General features: G+C 62.5%; 17 protein-coding genes. 7 read left to right on the top strand and 10 right to left on the bottom strand.

What is annotated here, in order from left to right; genetic code table 11:
- Positions 1–2: 2 nt before the first annotated feature.
- From V3314_RS02375 to V3314_RS02365, 3 genes are all read left to right on the top strand, one after another.
- Complete coding sequence (locus tag V3314_RS02375) at positions 3–1028, top strand: putative 2-aminoethylphosphonate ABC transporter substrate-binding protein (RefSeq protein WP_046613573.1); 1026 nt, start codon at positions 3–5, stop codon at positions 1026–1028.
- Positions 1029–1161: 133 nt separating this feature from the next.
- Positions 1162–1710, top strand: a complete 549-nt coding sequence (locus tag V3314_RS02370; protein WP_046613572.1) for a phosphonate degradation HD-domain oxygenase — start codon at positions 1162–1164, stop codon at positions 1708–1710.
- A 394-nt stretch (positions 1711–2104) separates the two neighbouring features.
- Positions 2105–2980, top strand: a complete 876-nt coding sequence (locus tag V3314_RS02365; RefSeq protein ID WP_338459896.1) for a hypothetical protein — start codon at positions 2105–2107, stop codon at positions 2978–2980.
- 93 nt (positions 2981–3073) lie between these two features.
- On the opposite strand, the gene V3314_RS02360 is transcribed toward V3314_RS02365, so the two are convergent.
- Complete coding sequence (locus V3314_RS02360) at positions 3074–4438, bottom strand: GTPase/DUF3482 domain-containing protein (RefSeq protein ID WP_046613571.1); 1365 nt, start codon at positions 4436–4438, stop codon at positions 3074–3076.
- Entirely contained in the window at positions 4431–5822 is a 1392-nt protein-coding gene (locus V3314_RS02355) for a DUF2868 domain-containing protein (protein ID WP_338459895.1), read from the bottom strand. The genes V3314_RS02360 and V3314_RS02355 overlap by 8 nt, the downstream gene beginning before the upstream one ends.
- A gap of 54 nt (positions 5823–5876) precedes the next feature.
- Between V3314_RS02355 and V3314_RS02350 the strand changes: the two genes are divergently transcribed.
- Entirely contained in the window at positions 5877–6392 is a 516-nt protein-coding gene (locus V3314_RS02350) for a dihydrofolate reductase (RefSeq protein WP_046613569.1), read from the top strand.
- Between the two features lie 121 nt (positions 6393–6513).
- On the opposite strand, the gene V3314_RS02345 is transcribed toward V3314_RS02350, so the two are convergent.
- Complete coding sequence (locus tag V3314_RS02345; RefSeq protein ID WP_046613568.1) at positions 6514–7905, bottom strand: L-cystine transporter; 1392 nt, start codon at positions 7903–7905, stop codon at positions 6514–6516.
- Between the two features lie 244 nt (positions 7906–8149).
- On the opposite strand from V3314_RS02345, the gene V3314_RS02340 reads away from it, so the two are divergent.
- Positions 8150–9205, top strand: a complete 1056-nt coding sequence (locus tag V3314_RS02340) for a haloacid dehalogenase-like hydrolase (RefSeq protein ID WP_338459894.1) — start codon at positions 8150–8152, stop codon at positions 9203–9205.
- Positions 9206–9397: 192 nt separating this feature from the next.
- On the opposite strand, the gene ilvD is transcribed toward V3314_RS02340, so the two are convergent.
- From ilvD to V3314_RS02325, 3 genes are all read right to left on the bottom strand, one after another.
- The gene (ilvD, locus tag V3314_RS02335; protein ID WP_046613566.1) at positions 9398–11239 is read right to left on the bottom strand and encodes a dihydroxy-acid dehydratase; all 1842 of its coding nucleotides are present in this window, start codon (positions 11237–11239) and stop codon (positions 9398–9400) included.
- A gap of 271 nt (positions 11240–11510) precedes the next feature.
- Positions 11511–12707: a class I SAM-dependent rRNA methyltransferase gene (locus V3314_RS02330; RefSeq protein WP_046613565.1), complete on the bottom strand. Its 1197-nt coding sequence runs from the start codon at positions 12705–12707 to the stop codon at positions 11511–11513.
- Positions 12708–12795: 88 nt separating this feature from the next.
- Complete coding sequence (locus tag V3314_RS02325) at positions 12796–13335, bottom strand: type 1 glutamine amidotransferase domain-containing protein (RefSeq protein ID WP_046613564.1); 540 nt, start codon at positions 13333–13335, stop codon at positions 12796–12798.
- Positions 13336–13525: 190 nt separating this feature from the next.
- Here V3314_RS02325 and V3314_RS02320 point away from each other — a divergent pair, with 190 nt between their 5' ends.
- Together V3314_RS02320 and mutM are read left to right on the top strand one after the other, a co-directional pair.
- Positions 13526–14344, top strand: a complete 819-nt coding sequence (locus V3314_RS02320; protein WP_200899996.1) for an HDOD domain-containing protein — start codon at positions 13526–13528, stop codon at positions 14342–14344.
- A 3-nt stretch (positions 14345–14347) separates the two neighbouring features.
- Positions 14348–15160, top strand: coding sequence for a bifunctional DNA-formamidopyrimidine glycosylase/DNA-(apurinic or apyrimidinic site) lyase (mutM, locus tag V3314_RS02315; protein ID WP_046613562.1), 813 nt, complete (start codon positions 14348–14350; stop codon positions 15158–15160).
- Between the two features lie 157 nt (positions 15161–15317).
- Here the strand turns inward: mutM and V3314_RS02310 are convergent, their stop codons facing one another.
- The 4 genes from V3314_RS02310 to V3314_RS02295 form a co-directional block, all read right to left on the bottom strand.
- Positions 15318–15569 (bottom strand): YfhL family 4Fe-4S dicluster ferredoxin, encoded by a 252-nt coding sequence (locus tag V3314_RS02310; RefSeq protein WP_013974644.1) that lies wholly within the window; start codon positions 15567–15569, stop codon positions 15318–15320.
- A 108-nt stretch (positions 15570–15677) separates the two neighbouring features.
- The gene (gene coaD / locus V3314_RS02305) at positions 15678–16157 is read right to left on the bottom strand and encodes a pantetheine-phosphate adenylyltransferase (protein ID WP_014861498.1); all 480 of its coding nucleotides are present in this window, start codon (positions 16155–16157) and stop codon (positions 15678–15680) included.
- A 112-nt stretch (positions 16158–16269) separates the two neighbouring features.
- The gene (locus tag V3314_RS02300; protein ID WP_338459893.1) at positions 16270–17868 is read right to left on the bottom strand and encodes a GMC family oxidoreductase; all 1599 of its coding nucleotides are present in this window, start codon (positions 17866–17868) and stop codon (positions 16270–16272) included.
- Positions 17869–17888: 20 nt separating this feature from the next.
- A complete protein-coding gene (locus V3314_RS02295) occupies positions 17889–18374 on the bottom strand; it encodes a hypothetical protein (protein ID WP_046613560.1) in 486 nt (161 codons plus the stop codon).
- Positions 18375–18378: the final 4 nt, after the last annotated feature.

Raw genomic sequence — 18378 nt, 5'->3', positions numbered from 1 at the left:
CCATGTACAAGCACCTTGCACTTGCCGCTGCCGTTTCCGCCGTGTTCAGCCTGCAGGCTTCGGCCGCTGGCACCCAGCTGACGGTCTATACCGCCCTGGAGGCCGAACAGCTGAAGAGCTACAAGCAGGCCTTCGAAAAGGCCAACCCGGACATCGAAATCAAGTGGGTACGCGACTCTACCGGCATCATCACCGCCAAGCTGCTGGCCGAGAAAGAGCGCCCGCAGGCCGACGCAGTTTGGGGCCTGGCCGCATCGAGCCTGGCCATTCTCGACCAGAACGGCATGCTCGAAGCCTACGCACCGAAGGACCTGGGCAAGATCGCCGCCAACTACCGCGACGCAGCCAACCCGCCAGCATGGGTCGGGATGGACGTGTGGGCCGCGACCATCTGCTTCAATACCATCGAGGCCGAGAAGCAGGGCCTGAGCAAGCCGGTGAGCTGGCAGGACCTGACCAAGCCCGAGTACAAGGGCAAGATCGTCATGCCGAACCCGGCCTCGTCCGGCACCGGCTTCCTGGATGTCAGTGCCTGGTTGCAGACCTTTGGCGAGCCGCAGGGCTGGGCATACATGGATGCGCTGCACCAGAACATCGGCCAGTACGTTCATTCCGGTTCCAAGCCGTGCAAGCTTGCCGCAGCGGGTGAGTTCCCGATCGGTATCTCGTTCGAGTACCCGGCCGTGCAGCTCAAGCGCCAGGGCGCGCCGCTGGACATCGTGCTGCCGAAGGAAGGCCTGGGCTGGGAGATCGAGGCGACTGCGGTGATCAAGGGTTCGCCAAAAGCGGATGCGGCCAGGCGCCTGGCTGATTTCTCGGCAAGCCCGGCGGCCATGGAGCTGTACAAGGAGAACTTCGCCGTGCTGGCTGCCCCGGGCATTGCCAAGCCGCAGACCGAACTGCCGGCGGACTATGAACAGCGCCTGATCAAGAACGACTTTGCCTGGGCCTCGAAGAACCGTGACCAGATCCTGGCCGAGTGGCGCAAGCGCTATGACGGCAAGTCGGAGAAGGTGGCTCAGCAGTAACCTGCACCGGCCTCTTCGCGGGCGCGCCCGCTCCCACAGGTACCGCGCAGTCCTTCAGCTGTGTGCGATCCTTGTGGGAGCGGGCATGCCCGCGAAGAAGCCACTGCTGCAATCCAGCCAGGAATAAACAGTGATGCCCACCCCAGCCCAGATCATCGACAGCACCTTCGCGCTGTACGAACGCCACGGCAGTGACGACTACATCGGCGAAGCCATCACCCAGCTCGAACACATGTCCCAGGCCGCGCAACTGGCCATGGCCGAAGGCTTCGACGACGAAGTGGTGCTGGCGGCGTTCTTCCACGACATCGGCCACCTGTGCGGCGGTGACGCCAGCATGGGCGGCTATGGCGTAGTCAGCCATGAACGCATCGGCGCAGAATACTTACGCCGCTGTGGCTTCGGCGAACGCATGGCGCGGCTGGTGCAGTATCACGTGGAGGCCAAACGTTACCTGACCTTGCGCCAGCCGGGGTATTACCAGCGGTTGAGCGAGGCGAGCCGGCGGACCCTGGAGTACCAAGGGGGCGTGATGAGCGAGGCCGAGGCGGATGCGTTCGAGCGCGACCCATTGTTCAGCGTGAGCCTGCGGATGCGGGAGTGGGATGAGCGGGCGAAAGAGGTCGGGGCGCCGTTGATAGATCTGCTGGCGTTGAAAGAAAGGGCATTGGCGTTGATCTGAGTGGTTGATTGTTTTTAGCGCCCTCGAATCTGCAGGCACAGCGGCCACAGGTGTTCTGTCACTATCTCTGAGTCAGCCGCGCCCTGCTCGAGGTCTCGGGCAGGGCGTCTACCTCGGTTCGATAGCGGATAATTGTTAGAGAACACTCTGCATTGAGCGCGCCCCGCTGTTCAGCTTGAGCGTGCGGATGTGGAGGCGGGGTGAGCGGGCCGAGGAGATAGGGGGGCGGTAATAGATCAGGCGGTGTTGAGAGCAGAAGCATAGCGTTTCTATGAATGGATTTCCGCTGCTTACAGAGATTTCCCTAGTATTTCTGCTAGTTGTCAGCATCTTTTTTCCGCCTTTCAATGAGGACGTCGACTCCGACAATGCCAACCTCATTGGAGTTTTTCAAATGTCTAAGCATGAAGCGTTCGGTGTGTCATCTCAGCTCCCTTTCAGTATCAGAGGGATATATCAATCCGATAAGCTTTCCATAGTGCCTGCGATTTATCAAAGGCATATGACGCAGCCTGTCAGTCATAGATTAATAGAGAGTTGGGATCCGAGCAACGGTGGCGTGCTATCTACTCACTTATATCGCAATGAGTATAAGGATGAAGCATATAGGATTACTAGTTCTACTGAATTGGTTTTTTCCAATGCCAGCGGTAATCATAATTTTAAAATCGAAGCCAAAGACGATCGGGTTGATTTTTCTTCCGAGACAAATGAGATTTATAAAAGTTACGTAGTCTTCGATGACGTCGTGGGTGGAGTTAGTCTCGATGTGAACCCTACAGCGGAAGCTTCGGCGGTTGAGGAAGGGAAGCTAGAGGCATTACATGAATTCAATACTGTTAATGTGCCAGCTGGCGGTATTCAGAAGGCATGTCCTGCTCCCAAAAAATTAAATTCAGAGTGGAGGTTTCCAAGTAATGAGGCATTCAGTTTATTGAGGAATGTAAATATTTATTTTAAAGGTAATGTTTATCAAAAAGTCTCTGGGGTATATGAGAAAGTCAATTCGGCATTGAATTTGAGTTTTGGAACATTTGGGGGCGAATATTCGCTGACGGGTAACCCTGATCAGTTGTATGCGCCGGGTATTACCGAGCTGGAGATTTTTGACGGTTTCGGTAAAGCGACTGCTACAGTCGAATTTTATTATAATGAGGCATTGGAAGAGGTGACGGCTACGGTGAGAAGCTACTCAGGCTTCAATGTCTGTGATTTCCGAAGGGTCGAGTATTTTATGGTGTATCCGAATACACTTTGTCTCGGGCTTTGATGATCCATCAGGTAACCCATACGGTGTTTAAAATTGATGATGGGTTATCGATTACTGTGATACACGATGCGGGAGCAGACTTGGGGTGAGGGCTCACATTTCCAGAGCCAGTGCCTCGAGCTGCTCTTGCCGCTCAGCCTGATTCACGCGTGCCCCAGGATTGAGCGTCGACCACTGCGGATGCGCGCGCGCTTTGCTCAAGGCCTCGGGCAGTTTGCCTTCGCGCCAGGCCTTCTCACCCAGCTCACCCAGGCGAATGCTGTTCTGCGCGGCATGCCCGCGGCTATCCAGCGCTGCCATCAACTGCTGCTGGCGTAGGGCGAGCAAGCGCAGCACGCTATCGTGCACCGTAAGCTCACGCTGGCCCTTCAATTTGCCCATTAACCGTGAGCCATAATTGCGCGCAGTTTGTAGCGCCCCTCCGGCTATGGCGCCGGCCAGGGCGGCAGCGCCGAGGGTAAGGCCACCCACCAGCAAGTCGACACCCGCACCAGCCGCCGCACCCGCCGCCACGCCGCTCCCCAGGCGCACGCCGAGCAATTTCAACGTTTCGGGGTTGAACAAGTCATCTCCCCAGCGCCCATCCAGCAACGGCAGATCTCCGGTGTTGGCATCCTCACGGCGGAAGGCATAGAGCTTGAGCAACGCCTCGACACAACGCTGTTCCCGCTGACGTACATCCTGGCGCAGCGCCTCGATGGCCTTGGCCTCTGCCGTAGGTTCGGCTTCAACACTGCGCCGGCAAGCGGCGCAATCGAGCAGCAGTTCGGCAATCAACCGCTTACCGCTGCGCTGACGGGCCAGGCGTTGCGCCTGCTGATCATCGATCAACCGTTGTAGCGCCGGGCGGGCGTCTTCCAGCAGCAAGGCCAAGCTTTCGTACAGGCGGCGTTCGCCGTCTTCCGGGGGCGCCACGCTGTCGAAGCGCACCAGCGCATGCAGGCCCAGGCGGGCCAAGGCGTCGCGCCACTCGGGTTCACGATGCTGGCTGCTGACGACGAAATTGAGCACCGGTAGCAGCGGCTTGCCGCAACTGGCCAGCACTTCCAGTTCGTCGCGGTATTTGGCCAGCACTGGTTCGCGGGCGTCGATTACATACAACCCGGCATTGCTGGCCAGCAGCTGGCGTAGCACCTTGGCCTCCTGCTCGAAACGCTGGCGTGCCTCGCTGCCTTGCAAAAAACGTTCGAGGCGGGCCGGGCCGTCCAGGCGCTCGCCCGGACGCTCCAGGCGTTCGAGATAGTCGAGCAGGGCAATGGCGTCTTCCAGGCCCGGGGTGTCATACAACTCGAGCAATGGTTCGCCGTCCACCGACAGCCGCGCGCCTTCCACATGGCGAGTGGTGCTGGGACGGTGGGAGACTTCGCCAAAGCCGACGTCGCGGGTCAGGGTGCGCAGCAGCGAGGTCTTGCCGACGTTGGTGTGGCCGACCACGGCCAGTTTCAGCGGCTCAGTCATGGCCATGCTCCAGCCAGGTCAGCGGGGAGGTATCGGCATGCGCCAGGCCAAGGCGGTCGAGGGCTTCGTGCCAATCGCCCAGGCGCTGGGCGTCCAGCGCCTCGCCCGGTGCAGCCTGCAGTAGCCATATACGGGTGGCGCCGGCGTTGCGTGCCAGTTCGGCGAGCAACGCCAGGCTGCCACGATCAGGAGAGCGGCGCGGGTCGCAAGCGATGGCCAGGCGTGCTGGCGGGAAACGGCTGAGCTGTTCGAGCAGGCGGTTACGCGATTCGCGGCTGTCGAGCACGCCGGCACTGGTTACGCTTTTCGGCAGCGCGGGCGGCCAGGGATGCTGGTCGTCCAGCTCCAGGCCGACCAGCAGGGCACCGCTGCTGCCGCTTTCCAGCTGGCCAGCGGCAAACTGCGGCAAGGCTTCGGGCGCGGCATCCTGAACGCCTATGCGTTCGCTGCGCGGCATCAGCGCTTCACGCAGCTGCGCGTAGCCGGGCAGGCTGAGGTCCAGCGCCAGGCGTTGTCGGCCTTGGCGCCAGCGCCACAGGCACAGCCCGGCCAACAGCAGGCGCGGCAGCAGGCCGTACACCAGCACCACGCCAAGCAGCCAGCTGGCCCAGGCCTGGCGCGCCAGGTCCAGGGCCGGCTGGCTGTCGCCGCTGGCGCGAATCATGGCCTCGTCGGGTACTGTGAAACCCAGCAACGAAGGCAGCGCGCCCAAGGCTTGGGTCAGGTGGATGAACGGGTCGGCGGCGAGCAGGGTGGTCTCCCAGACAAAGCCATAGCGCCGGGTCGCCAGCAAGGCCAGCAGCATGCCCAGTGCGCTGACCATCGCCAGCAGCCACAGGCCATGTACCAGCAGGCCGAGCAGCCAGCGGTTCAGGCGCTGGCGTTGCAGCAGCACCAGCAGCGCCGGTGCCAGGTGCGCGGCCTTGGCGTCACGGGCAAAGCGTTCGCTCAGCCACAGCCAAAGGCGGCCCAGCCCTGCGCCGTGCTCACCGCTCAGGGCAAAGCCGATGGCCCAGCCCAGCAGCATCAACAGGTTCAGCCCGAGCAGGCTGCCGAGGGCCCAGAACACATTCACCGGACGCTGCCCGTCGCCCAAGGCGGCCAGGGCCAGCCCTGCGCCGCTGAACACGGCCAGCACCAGCAAGGCCAGCAGCGCCAGGCGTGCGCCCTGTTTCCAGTGGCGCAGGGCGGTGGTGATGCCGTCGCGTTCGGCCAGGAACAGGGCGCGGGTTTCGATGCGGGCCGCCAGGTCACCGCCTGCCTGGCGGGCGCGGCGGTTGGCTTCCTGGTCCTCCAGGGGGCCGGCATGTTCCTCGCGCAGGCGTACCGTTTCGGTGAGCCAGCGCTTGTCCAGTGAAGTGGGTGCGGTCACAAGGTCTTCCATTGCACAGGTCAGGGCAGAAGCATAACCCACACGCCCGGTGCTATCCTCGCTGGCATGAATACATCACTCCCCCTCAGCCTGATCGCGGCTCACGCCGAGAACCGCGTGATCGGCATCGACAACTCCATGCCCTGGCATTTGCCGGGGGACTTCAAGTACTTCAAGGCCACTACCCTGGGCAAGCCGATCATCATGGGACGCAAGACCTGGGACTCGCTGGGCAGGCCATTGCCCGGGCGATTGAATATCGTGGTCAGCCGACAGGCAGGGCTGGAACTGGCAGGGGCCGAGGTGTTTGGCTCGCTGGAAGAAGCGCTGGTGCGGGCCGAGCAGTGGGCGCGTGAGCAGGGCGTCGGTGAGCTGATGCTGGTTGGCGGGGCGCAACTGTATGGGCAGGCGCTGGAGAAAGGGCTGGTCAGCCGCATGTACCTGACGCGGGTCGAGTTGGCACCGAAGGGAGATGCCTGGTTCCCAGCGTTCGATGAGGGCCAGTGGAAGCTGGTGTCGAGCGAGGCTCAGGTCGAAGAGGGCAAGCCTGCCTATCACTTCGAGGTCTGGGACAAGGTTTGAGATTGTTGGGGCTGCTTTGCAGCCCTATCGCGACGCGAGGCCGCTCCTACAGGGGATACTCGTTTTCCTTGTAGGAGCGGCCTTGTGTCGCGAAGGGGCGCAAAGCGCCCCCCAAAATATGTCAGGTGTGGCTCAGCTCGGCATGCTCATCGCCGGCCAGCACGTCCTTGTCGGTCTCTTTCAGGAGTTGGCTGGTCACCACCCCTGCGGTCATCGAACCGTTCACGTTCAACGCCGTACGGCCCATGTCGATCAGCGGCTCCACCGAAATCAGCAGCGCCACCAGTTCCACTGGCAAGCCCATGGCCGGCAGCACGATCAGCGCGGCGAAAGTTGCACCGCCACCTACGCCGGCAACACCTGCCGAACTCAGGGTAACGATGGCCACCAGGGTGGCGATCCACAGCGGGTCGAAGGTATCGATGCCCACCGCCGGCGCCACCATCACCGCGAGCATGGCGGGATAGAGCCCGGCGCAGCCGTTCTGACCAATGGTGGTACCGAACGATGCGCTGAAGCTGGCAATCGACTGCGGTACGCCCAGGCGGCGGGTTTGCGCTTCGATGTTCAGCGGAATGCTGGCGGCGCTGGAGCGGCTGGTGAAGGCGAAGGTCAGCACCGGCCACACCTTGCGGAAGAAGCGCAGCGGGCTCACGCCGGTGGCGGCCAGGATAATGCCGTGCACCACGAACATCAGCGCCAGGCCCAGGTACGACACCACCACGAAGCTGCCCAGCTTGAGAATGTCTTCCATGTTCGAGCTGGCCACCACCTTGGTCATCAGTGCCAGCACGCCATACGGGGTCAGCTTCATTACCACCCGCACCAGGCGCATCACCCAGGCCTGCAGGGTGTCGATAGCCGACAGCGCGCGTTCGCCTTTCTCGGCATCGTCCTTGATCAGCTGCAGCGCGGCCAGGCCGAGGAAGACGGCAAAGATAACCACGCTGATGATCGAGGTCGGCTTGGCCCGTGCCAGGTCACCTACCGGGTTGCTGGGGATGAACGACAGCAGCAGTTGCGGGATGTTGAGGTCGGCGACCTTGCCGGCGTAGTCGCTGTGGATAACCTGCATGCGCGCGCTTTCCAGCGCGCCGGCCACCAGGCCTTCGGCGCTCAGGCCGAACAGGTTGGTCAGGACGATGCCGATCAACGCGGCGATGGCGGTGGTCAGCAGCAGGGTGCCAATGCTCAGCACACTGATGCGGCCCAGTGACGAGGCATTGTGCAGGCGCGCCACGGCACTGAGGATCGAGGCGAAGATCAGCGGCATGACGATCATCTGCAACAGGCCGACGTAGCCGTTGCCGACCAGGTCGAGCCAGGCGATGGTGGCCTTGAGCACGGGGTGGCCAGCGCCGTAGACGGTATGCAGGATCAGGCCGAACACCACGCCCAGCACCAGGCCCAGCAATACTTTCCTGGCCAGGCTCCAGTCGGTGCGGCGGGTTTGTGTCAGGCCCAGCAATAGGGCCAGGAACGCCAGCAGGTTAAGGGACAGCGGCAGGTTCATTGAAGCTCCAGCAGAAAAAAGCAGAAGAGGCATCGCCTCTGTGAGCGATTGCGAACGGAAATGCTAACAGGCTGAAAACAAACGAATTTATACCCAAATAGAATGTGCATAGTCGTTTATGGAATAACGGCGTGTCGCGGATTGCAATGAACACGGCGTTTGCAGCTGCGTTGAGGTCGTTATCAAGGGCTGCCGGCGGGGATTGTTGCACTAGCGTTTCTGGGTCATTTCAGGAGATTCGTGCATGAAGTTCGCTCCGAAAGCCGTCGCCATCGGTCTGTCCCTGTTGTTCAGTATCGAAACCTTCGCCACCGAGCTCAAGCACTGGCCCGCCGAGGCGGCCAGGCAGCTCGACAGCATGATTGCCGCCAATGCCAACAAGGGTAACTACGCGGTGTTCGACATGGACAACACCAGCTACCGCTACGATCTTGAAGAGGCCTTGCTGCCGTTCATGGAAAACAAGGGCCTGCTGAGCCGCGACAAGCTCGACCCCTCGTTGAAGCTGATGCCGTTCAAGGACACCGCCGAGCACAAGGAAAGCCTGTTCAGCTACTACTACCGGCTGTGCGAAGTGGACGACATGGTCTGCTACCCGTGGGTGGCCCAGGTGTTCTCCGGCTTTACCCTGCAGGAGCTGAAGGTGCAGGTGGATGAGCTGATGGCCTCCGGAAAACCGATCCCGGCCACTTATTATGAAGGGGACCAGGTCAAGGCCATCGAGGTACAGCCGCCCAAGGTCTTCAAGGGCCAGGCCGAGCTGTACAACAAGCTGATGGAGAACGGTATCGAGGTCTATGTGATTTCCGCTGCTTCCGAGGAGCTGGTGCGCATGGTCGCGTCGGACCCCAAGTACGGTTACAACGTGAAGCCGCAGAATGTGATTGGCGTGAGCCTGTTGCTGAAGGACCGCGCCAGCGGCCAGTTGACCACCGCGCGCAAGCAGATCAGCGCCGGGCACTATGACGCCAAGGCCAACGTGGGGCTGGAACTGACCCCGTACCTGTGGACCCCGGCCACCTGGATGGCAGGCAAGCAGGCGGCGATCCTGACCTATATCGATGAGTGGAAGAAACCGGTGCTGGTGGGAGGCGATACGCCGACCAGTGATGGCTACATGCAGTTTCATGGTGTGGATGTGGGCAAAGGTGGTATCCACCTGTGGATAAACCGCAAGGCCAAGTACATGGAACAGATGAACGGGATGATTGCCAGGAATGCAGCGGCGCAGGCCAAGGAAGGGCTGCCGGTGACGGCGGACAAGAACTGGGTGATCGTGACGCCGGAGCAGATTCAGTAGTTGGTGTTTCGCCTGTACTGGCCCTATCGCCGGCAAGCCAGCTCCCACAGGGAACACACAGGCCTTCAGAATTGTGTGGTCTCTGTGGGAGCTGGCTTGCCGGCGATAGGGCCAGTACGAGCAGCACACAAATCACAGGTATAAAAAAACCGGCGCCCAAGGCGCCGGTTCTTCATTCACACCGTCAGAGCCTCACAGCCCTTCCAGCATCGCCTTGTTACGCACAGCGCCCTTGTCGGCACTGGTCGCCAGCAGGGCATAGGCCTTCAGCGCGGTGGTCACCTTGCGTGGGCGTACTTCAGCCGGTTTCCAGCCCTTCTTGTCCTGCTCGACACGGCGCTCGGCCAGCTCTTCGTCGCTGACCTGCAGGTTGATCGAACGATTCGGGATGTCGATCAGCACTTTATCGCCGTCGCGCACCAGGCCGATAGCGCCGCCAGCGGCGGCTTCCGGCGAGGCGTGGCCGATCGACAGGCCCGAGGTGCCGCCCGAGAAGCGGCCGTCGGTGAGCAGGGCGCAAGCCTTGCCCAGGCCCTTGGACTTCAGGTAAGAGGTCGGGTACAGCATTTCCTGCATGCCCGGGCCACCTTTCGGGCCTTCGTAGCGGATGATCACGATGTCACCGGCCTTCACTTCATCGGCGAGGATGCCGCGTACGGCGCTGTCCTGGCTCTCGAAGATCTTCGCGGTGCCTTCGAACACCAGGATCGACTCGTCGACACCGGCGGTTTTCACCACGCAGCCATCCAGCGCGATGTTGCCGTACAGCACGGCCAGGCCGCCTTCCTGCGAATAGGCGTGCTCGACACTGCGGATGCAGCCGTTCTCACGGTCGTCATCCAGGGACTCCCAACGGGTCGACTGGCTGAATGCCGTCTGGGTCGGGATGCCGGCAGGGCCGGCCTTGAAGAAGGTGTGCACGGCTTCGTCATCGGTCTGGGTGATGTCCCACTTGGCGATGGCTTCTCCCATGCTGCGGCTGTGCACGGTCGGCAGGTCGGTGTGCAGCAGGCCGCCACGGGCCAGCGAGCCGAGGATGCTGAAGATGCCGCCGGCACGGTGCACATCTTCCATGTGATACTTCTGGATGTTCGGCGCAACCTTGCACAGCTGCGGCACCTTGCGCGACAGGCGGTCGATGTCGCGCAGGTCGAACGCCACCTCGGCTTCCTGGGCGGCAGCCAGCAGGTGCAGGATGGTGTTGGTCGAGCCGCCCATGGCGATGTCGAGCATCATGGCGTTTTCGAACGCCTTGAAGTTGGCGATGTTGCGCGGCAGTACCGACTCATCGTTCTCGCCGTAGTAGCGCTTGCACAGCTCGACGATGGTGCGGCCGGCAGTGAGGAACAGCTGCTCGCGGTCGGCGTGGGTGGCCAGGGTCGAGCCGTTGCCCGGCAGGGCCAGGCCCAGGGCTTCGGTCAGGCAGTTCATCGAGTTGGCGGTGAACATGCCGGAGCACGAACCGCAGGTCGGGCAGGCGCTGCGCTCATATTCGGCGACTTTTTCGTCGGAAGCCGAGGAGTCGGCGGCAATGACCATGGCGTCGACCAGGTCCAGGCCATGGCTGGCCAGCTTGGTCTTGCCGGCTTCCATCGGGCCGCCGGAGACGAAGATTACCGGGATGTTCAGGCGCAGGGCGGCCATCAGCATGCCGGGGGTGATCTTGTCGCAGTTGGAGATGCACACGATGGCGTCGGCGCAGTGGGCGTTGACCATGTACTCCACGGCGTCGGCGATGATCTCGCGGCTTGGCAGCGAGTAGAGCATGCCGTCGTGGCCCATGGCGATGCCGTCATCGACCGCGATGGTGTTGAATTCCTTGGCCACGCCACCGGCGCGTTCGATTTCGCGGGCGACCAGCTGGCCCAGGTCCTTCAGGTGCACGTGGCCCGGGACGAACTGGGTGAACGAGTTGGCGATGGCGATGATCGGTTTCTTGAAATCTTCGTCCTTCATCCCGGTGGCACGCCACAGGGCACGGGCGCCGGCCATGTTGCGGCCTTGGGTGGAAGTCTTGGAACGATAATCAGGCATGAAACACTCCTGGCGGCTTAATCAGGTCACAAAAAGGGGAGTGAGCTTCTCTTGTCCTTTGTACCGCAGGCCGGTTGCCACTGGCACGGATGGGGCCGAAGACCGCGCGGGATCGCCGCGTGCTTGGGCAGAGCTCATAAACCCGCCGGGGATGACTGGCGATGAATAGGCCGATTCTACACCGCTGGCGCGGCGAGGGAATGCAGATGTGGATAGCTGGCGGGGAGATTGCAGCAGGAAAGGGCCGCTTGGCGGCCCTTTTTAGCGGATATCAGCTGTTTGGCAGCAACCGGCAGGTGATGCTCTTTATGTAGCGAGTTTCGGCGATGGCCGGGTGCACCGGGTGGTCCGGGCCTTGGCCGCCGCGTTCGAGCAACTGCAAGTTGCGGTCCAGGTGACGGGCGCTGGTCAACAGGATGTTGTGCAGGTCGTCCTCGGGCAGGTGCATCGAGCACGAGGCGCTGACCAGGATGCCGTCCTTGGTAAGCATGCGCATGGCCTGCTCGTTCAGGCGGCGGTAGGCTGTTTCGCCGTTCTTCAGGTCTTTCTTGCGCTTGATGAAGGCGGGTGGGTCGGCGATGATCACGTCGAAGCGCTCTTCAGCCGCCTTGAGCTCGCGCAGGGCCTCGAACACATCGCCTTCGATGCAGGTCAGTTTCTCGCTGATGCCGTTCAGCGCGGCGTTACGCTCCACGCCGTCCAGGGCGAAGCCCGAGGCGTCGACGCAGAACACTTCGCTGGCGCCGAAGGCGCCGGCCTGCACGCCCCAGCCACCAATGTAGCTGAACAGGTCGAGCACACGCTTGCCTTTCACGTACGGCGCCAGGCGTGCACGGTTCATGCGGTGGTCGTAGAACCAGCCGGTCTTCTGGCCTTCGCGTACCGGGGCTTCGAACTTGACGCCGTTTTCTTCCAGTGGCACCCAGTCCGGTACTTCGCCATAGACGGTCTCGACATAGCGCTGCAGGCCTTCGGCATCACGCGCGGAGGAGTCGTTCTTGAACAGGATGCCGCTTGGCTTGAGCACCTGTACCAGGGCTGCAATCACGTCGTCCTTGTGCGCTTCCATCGTTGCCGAGGCCAATTGCACCACGAGGATGTCGAAGAAGCGGTCGACCACCAGGCCTGGCAACAGGTCGGAGTCACCATAGACCAGGCGGTAGCACGGTTGGTCGAACAGGCGCTGGCGCAGCGACAGGGCAACGTTCAGGCGGTGCACCAGCAGCGATTTGTCCAGCGGCAATTTGGCGTCGCGCGACAGCAGGCGGGCGCAGATCAGGTTGTTAGGGCTCAGTGCGACGATACCCAGCGGCTTGCCGTTGGCCGCCTCGAGAACAGCCTGCTGGCCGGCCTGGAAGCCTTGCAGCGGGGTCGCGCTGACGTCGACTTCGTTGCTGTAGACCCACAGGTGGCCGGCGCGCAGGCGGCGGTCGGCATTGGCTTTGAGGCGTAGGCTGGGCAGGGACATGACGTCGCTCCGGAAAAAAGAGCGGGATTATAGCCTGCTGCCTGGCCATACGTCCCTCGCAGGAGCATGTGATGCCGTCGAGCGGTAGTCAGGCTGCCAATGCCTTGATCAGTTGCCGGTTGAACGCCGGAATGTCATCGGGTTGGCGGCTGGTAATCAGGTTGCCATCGACTACCACTTCTTCATCTACCCAGTCTCCACCGGCGTTGCGGATGTCGTCCTGCAGGGTCTTGTAGCTGGTCAGCCTCTTGCCCTTGACCAACCCGCACGACACCAGCAACCAGCCACCGTGGCAGATCACGGCCAGCGGCTTGCCAGCCGAATCGTGGCTTTTCACCAGTTTCTGCGCGGCGGGGATCAAGCGAATCGTGTCAGAGTTTTGCACGCCGCCGGGCAGGACCAGGGCATCGTAGAGGTCCAGGTGGGCGCTTTCGAAAGTGGCGTCAACGGCGAATGCGTCGGCCGGCTGGTCGTGGTTCCAACCGCGTACGGTGCCTTCCTTGTCGCTGAGGATGTCCACCACAGCGCCGCTCTGTTCCAGAGCTTCTCGAGGGCCTGTCAGTTCCACTTGCTCGAAGCCGTCAGTGACCAGGAAAGCCACTCGCTTGCCGTTCAGTTCTGCACTCATGGGCCTTGCTCCTTCTTTGATGAATGTGAGCAAGAGGCCCGGATGGATAAAGTAAAGTTCCGGCGCAATGATTCAGTGGTTGGTCCCTTTCCGGTCTGGAGGGTTAGAATCGCCGGTCCCAAACGAGTGTGTACGTATGTCCCAAGAACTCAGCGCCGAACAAATCCAGCAAGCCTTGCAAGGCATCACCATCCCGCCGCAACCGCAGATCATGGTAGACCTGCAGTTCGAGCAGTACATGCCTGACCCGGATCTGGAAACCATCGCCAAGCTGATTTCCCAGGACCCGGGCCTCTCGGGTGCCTTGCTCAAGCTGGTCAATTCCCCGCATTTCGGCCTTTCCAACAAGATCGGTTCGATTCAGCGCGCGGTGAACCTGCTGGGCAGCCGTTCTATCATCAACCTGATCAACGCCCAGTCGATCAAGGGTGAGATGACCGACGAGACCATCGTTACCCTCAACCGCTTCTGGGACACCGCCCAGGACGTGGCGATGACCTGCCTGACCCTGGCCAAGCGCACCGGCGTCCAGGCGGCGGACGAGGCCTACACCCTGGGCCTGTTCCACGACTGTGGCGTTCCGCTGATGCTCAAGCGCTTCCCGGACTACATGGACGTACTGGAAGAGGCCTATGCCAAGGCCGACGCGGAAACCCGCGTGGTCGATACCGAAAACCGCGCGTTCAACACCAATCATTCGGTGGTCGGCTATTTCACGGCCAAGTCCTGGCGCCTGCCCGAGCACCTCAGCGCGGCCATTGCCAACCACCACAACGCCCTGGCGGTGTTCCGCGACGAGAGTTCGCGCAATACGCAGAACCAGCTGAAAAACCTGCTGGCGGTGCTGAAGATGGCCGAGCACATCTGCGCATCGTACCGGGTGCTGGGCAACCAGGTCGTGGACCACGAATGGAATGTGGTCGGCCCGCTGGTGCTCGATTACATAGGCTTGTCGGAATACGACTTCGAAAACCTCAAGCAGAACATTCGCGAGATGGGTGGGCACTGACACATGCCGGAATTGCCAGAAGTAGAAACCACCCGGCGCGGTATTGCGCCCCATCTGGAAGGCCAGCGCGTCAGCCGGGTGGTGGTGCGTGATCGGCGCCTGCGCTGGCCGATTCCGGAAGACCTGGATGTGCGCCTGTCGGGGCAGCGCATCGTCAGTGTCGAGCGGCGTGCCAAGTATCTTTTGATCAATGCCGAGGTCGGCACCCTGATCAGTCACCTGGGCATGTCGGGCAACCTGCGCCTGGTCGAGCTGGGTTTGCCTGCGGCCAAACATGAACATGTGGATATCGAGCTGGAGTCGGGGTTGATGCTGCGCTACACCGACCCGCGCCGCTTTGGCGCGATGTTGTGGAGCCTGGACCCGCTAAACCACGAACTGCTGCTGCGCCTTGGGCCGGAACCGCTGACCGACCTGTTCGACGGCGAGCGGCTGTTCCAGCTGTCCCGTGGGCGGTCGATGGCGGTCAAACCGTTCATCATGGACAACGCGGTCGTGGTGGGGGTGGGCAACATCTACGCCACCGAGGCGCTGTTTGCCGCCGGCATCGACCCTCGTCGAGAAGCGGGCGGGATTTCCCGCGGGCGCTATCTGAAGCTGGCGATCGAGATCAAGCGCGTGCTGGCGGCGGCGATCGAGCAGGGCGGCACCACGCTACGCGACTTCATTGGTGGCGACGGGCAGCCGGGGTACTTCCAGCAGGAATTGTTCGTGTACGGGCGGGGCGGGCAGCCGTGCAAGGTGTGTGGCACGGAATTGCGCGAGGTGAAGCTGGGGCAGAGGGCGAGTGTGTATTGCCCGCGCTGCCAGCGCTGAGGCAAGTTACGCGGTACCTTGTAGGAGCGGCCTTGTGTCGCGATGGGCCGCAAAGCGGCCCCGGCAATTTCTGCTGCGGAGCTGAAATTTGGGGGGCGCTTCGCACCCCATCGCGACACAAGGCCGCTCCTACAGGTACAGCGTAGGGCTGAAGGGATCAGGCCTTGCCAGTAATCCGGCGGTACTTGGCCATCAGCTCTTCTTCGGTTTCCGGGTGCGCTTCATCCAGCGGGATGCAGTCGACCGGGCAGACCTGCTGGCATTGCGGCTCGTCGTAATGGCCCACGCACTGGGTGCACAGGTTAGGGTCGATCACGTAGATCTCTTCGCCTTGAGAGATGGCCTCGTTCGGGCACTCGGGTTCGCAGACGTCGCAGTTGATGCAATCGTCGGTGATGATCAGGGACATGGGGACTCCGGCCGGGGCTCTGCGCCCGGGCATGTTCAACGCAGTGGGCACAATTGTGCCGCATTCGCGCCCGCAGTGCACGCGGGCGCGATGATCAGCCGCTAAAGGTCATTTCTTGAAGCGTTCGGTCAGCGCCTCGGCCACCACCGGGTGGACGAACTTGCTGATATCACCGCCCAGCGCGGCAATTTCCCGGACCAGGGTCGAGGAAATGAACGAATAGCGCTCCGAAGGCGTGAGGAACAGGCTCTCGACATCGGGGGCCAGTTGCCGGTTCATGTTCGCCAGCTGGAACTCGTACTCGAAGTCGGACACCGCACGCAGACCACGCAGGAAGACGTTGGCGCCCTGTTCCTTGGCGAAATGCGCCAGCAGCGAGGAGAAGCCGATGACTTCGACATTGGGCAGGTGCTTGGTGACCTCACGGGCGAGCTCCACCCGTTGTTCCAGCGGGAACAGCGGGTTTTTCTTCGGGCTGGCCGCCACCGCGATGATCACGTGGTCGAATAGCCGCGAGGCGCGCTCGACCAGGTCGCCATGGCCTTTGGTAATGGGGTCGAAAGTACCCGGGTACAACACTCGGTTCATCGCGTCATCCTGGCTGGAGTGCGTTGGGGAGTCGGATGGTAGCGCAGCGACGGCGCCCCGGCCAAGTCGTGCGGCCGGCTGATGGCACTATAGACAGGGGGCCTGTTCCTTGTCATGCGCTGTGTGCCAGGCGGGCGAGCAGCGCTTCGGTGAGCCTGGCGCTGATGGCATACACCGACAGTTGCGGGTTGGCGCCGATGCTGGTGGGGAACAGCGAGCCGTCGTGAACCGACAGGTTCTCCAGCTGGTGATGGCGGCCCAGGCTGTCGCATACCGCCTGGCTCGGGTCGTCGCCGAGGGCGCAGCCACCCATCACGTGAGCGCTGCCCAGGCGCGTGCGGAACGGCTCCAGGCGCAACTTGTCAATCATGGCCAAGGCCTGCTCCAGGCTGGACGCGGCGCTGGCATCGCTGTGCACGGGGGTGACCTGGGTGGCGCCGGCGGCGAACTGGATCTGCGCCATGCTGCGGTAGGCGCGGCGCAGGCCATCGCGCAGGTAGTCGGTGATCGGGTAATCGAGCACCGGTGAGCCATCGCCGCGCAGCTCCACAGCCCCGCCCTGGCTTTGTGGGTGGAAGCCGTCACGCAGCAGCGCCAGCATCACGTGGGTATGTGGCAGTTCGGCCATGCGCCGGGCATTCTCGTAGCCGTGCCCGCCCAGCAGGGTGCTGGCCAGGGCCGGGTGCAGTGGTGGTACTTCCAGCTTGTAGCCAACCGGGCCATCGCTGCCGCCTTGCCATTGGAAATGGTCGCTGTAGATGGACTGCGGGGCGCCATAGTAGGGGTCGATACGGTCGTTGAAGCGTGCTGCGCTGAAGTTGACCAGGTGCAGGAAGGTACGTTTGCCCAAGCGGCCATGCGGGTCGGGCGCGTCGGAACGCAGCAGCAGGGCCGGGCTGTTGATGCCGCCACCGGCAAGGATGTAGTGACGCGCGCGAACGCGGACCTGCCGACCTGTGGCGTGTATGCCCTGGCTATCTAGGGCCTGGCATGACAGGCCCTGGACGCGCTCGCCGTTGTGTTCGAAGCGCTCGGCCCGAGCCAGGTACAGCAGCTCGCCGCCCTGTTCGAGGGTGGCGGGAATACGCGTGACCAGCATCGACTGCTTGGCATTCACCGGGCAACCCATGCCGCAGTAGCCCAGGTTCCAGCAGCCGCGCACGTTGCGCGGGATCACCGCCCAGCGGTAACCCAGCTGTTCGCAGCCACGGCGCAGCACGTCGTTGTTGGCGTTCGGTGGCAGGGCCCAGGGGGTGATGCCCAGTTCCTGCTCGATGCGCTCGAACCAGGGGCGCATTTGCTCCTCGCCCAGCCCGCTCACGTTGTGGGCTGCGGCCCAATGCGCCAGGGTCTGTGGCGGCGTGCGAAAGCTGGAGGTCCAGTTGACCAGCGTGGTGCCGCCCACGGCGCGGCCCTGGAGGATGGTGATGGCGCCGTCCTTGCTCATGCGGCCCAGGCCTTCCTGGTACAGGCTGGCATAGGCTTCGTTTTCCAGCAGGTGGAAATCGCTGCTGGTCTTCAGCGGGCCTTCTTCGATCAGCAGCACCTTGAAGCCGGCATAGCTGAGCATTTGCGCGCTGGTAGCGCCACCGGCACCGCTGCCGATCACGGCAACGTCGGTTTCCAGCGTGAGGTCGTGCTCCAGGCGCGAGGCGTCATGAGTGATCCAGCCGCTTTCCAGGCCTTGGCGAAACGGGTCGGGTACAGGCATTGGCGCTGCTCTTGTTGTTTTCAGATTTTCGGTGGCCCGGGGTAGCCGCAGGCGGCCCAGGATTCGGGGCGTTCGTACCAGGCCATCTGCAGCAACTGCAGCAGCGAGGCGTGGCCCATGCGCAGCAGGTTCAGCGAGCTGTCCTGCCAACGTTGCAGGAAGGCTGTGATCTGCGCGGCACTGGCTTGCTCCCAGGCGCCCCAGACACCGGTCAAGGGGCCTCGGGTGAGCGGCAGGTTGAGCACGTCGAACAACTGCCGGGTGAGTTTGAGCATTTCTGGTGACAGCGCCGCCAGCTTGTGGTCGAGGCTATGCAGCACTAGTGTCTCGGCGGCCTGGGTGCCGGCCAGTACCACCGGGATCAGCGCGCGCAGCAGCGGCAGGTCGTCGTCGCGCAGTACCTGGTAACCCGTTGCGGCTGTGTGTGCGCTGCAGCCGACCAGGCTGGTACCGGCCAGAAAGACGCTGGCGCCAAGGCTGAAGCGCAGCAGTTCGCGGCGGTGCATGGGC

Source organism: Pseudomonas sp. TE3-3-F2023, assembly GCF_036784815.1.
GTDB classification, from domain to species: domain Bacteria; phylum Pseudomonadota; class Gammaproteobacteria; order Pseudomonadales; family Pseudomonadaceae; genus Aquipseudomonas; species Aquipseudomonas pudica.
This window is presented reverse-complemented; position numbering and strand designations above follow the sequence as displayed.

Excerpts from the sequence above, each read along its gene's own strand:
- V3314_RS02375 (WP_046613573.1), top strand. The coding sequence starts at position 3 with ATGTACAAGCACCTTGCACTTGCCGCTGCCGTTTCCGCCGTGTTCAGC.
- mutM (WP_046613562.1), top strand. The coding sequence starts at position 14,348 with ATGCCGGAATTGCCAGAAGTAGAAACCACCCGGCGCGGTATTGCGCCC.
- ilvD (WP_046613566.1), bottom strand. The coding sequence starts at position 11,239 with ATGCCTGATTATCGTTCCAAGACTTCCACCCAAGGCCGCAACATGGCC.
- V3314_RS02340 (WP_338459894.1), top strand. The coding sequence starts at position 8,150 with ATGAAGTTCGCTCCGAAAGCCGTCGCCATCGGTCTGTCCCTGTTGTTC.
- coaD (WP_014861498.1), bottom strand. The coding sequence starts at position 16,157 with ATGAACCGAGTGTTGTACCCGGGTACTTTCGACCCCATTACCAAAGGC.
- V3314_RS02345 (WP_046613568.1), bottom strand. The coding sequence starts at position 7,905 with ATGAACCTGCCGCTGTCCCTTAACCTGCTGGCGTTCCTGGCCCTATTG.
- V3314_RS02295 (WP_046613560.1), bottom strand. The coding sequence starts at position 18,374 with ATGCACCGCCGCGAACTGCTGCGCTTCAGCCTTGGCGCCAGCGTCTTT.
- V3314_RS02365 (WP_338459896.1), top strand. The coding sequence starts at position 2,105 with ATGTCTAAGCATGAAGCGTTCGGTGTGTCATCTCAGCTCCCTTTCAGT.
- V3314_RS02350 (WP_046613569.1), top strand. The coding sequence starts at position 5,877 with ATGAATACATCACTCCCCCTCAGCCTGATCGCGGCTCACGCCGAGAAC.
- V3314_RS02300 (WP_338459893.1), bottom strand. The coding sequence starts at position 17,868 with ATGCCTGTACCCGACCCGTTTCGCCAAGGCCTGGAAAGCGGCTGGATC.
- V3314_RS02325 (WP_046613564.1), bottom strand. The coding sequence starts at position 13,335 with ATGAGTGCAGAACTGAACGGCAAGCGAGTGGCTTTCCTGGTCACTGAC.
- V3314_RS02330 (WP_046613565.1), bottom strand. The coding sequence starts at position 12,707 with ATGTCCCTGCCCAGCCTACGCCTCAAAGCCAATGCCGACCGCCGCCTG.
- V3314_RS02360 (WP_046613571.1), bottom strand. The coding sequence starts at position 4,438 with ATGACTGAGCCGCTGAAACTGGCCGTGGTCGGCCACACCAACGTCGGC.
- V3314_RS02355 (WP_338459895.1), bottom strand. The coding sequence starts at position 5,822 with ATGGAAGACCTTGTGACCGCACCCACTTCACTGGACAAGCGCTGGCTC.
- V3314_RS02370 (WP_046613572.1), top strand. The coding sequence starts at position 1,162 with ATGCCCACCCCAGCCCAGATCATCGACAGCACCTTCGCGCTGTACGAA.
- V3314_RS02310 (WP_013974644.1), bottom strand. The coding sequence starts at position 15,569 with ATGTCCCTGATCATCACCGACGATTGCATCAACTGCGACGTCTGCGAA.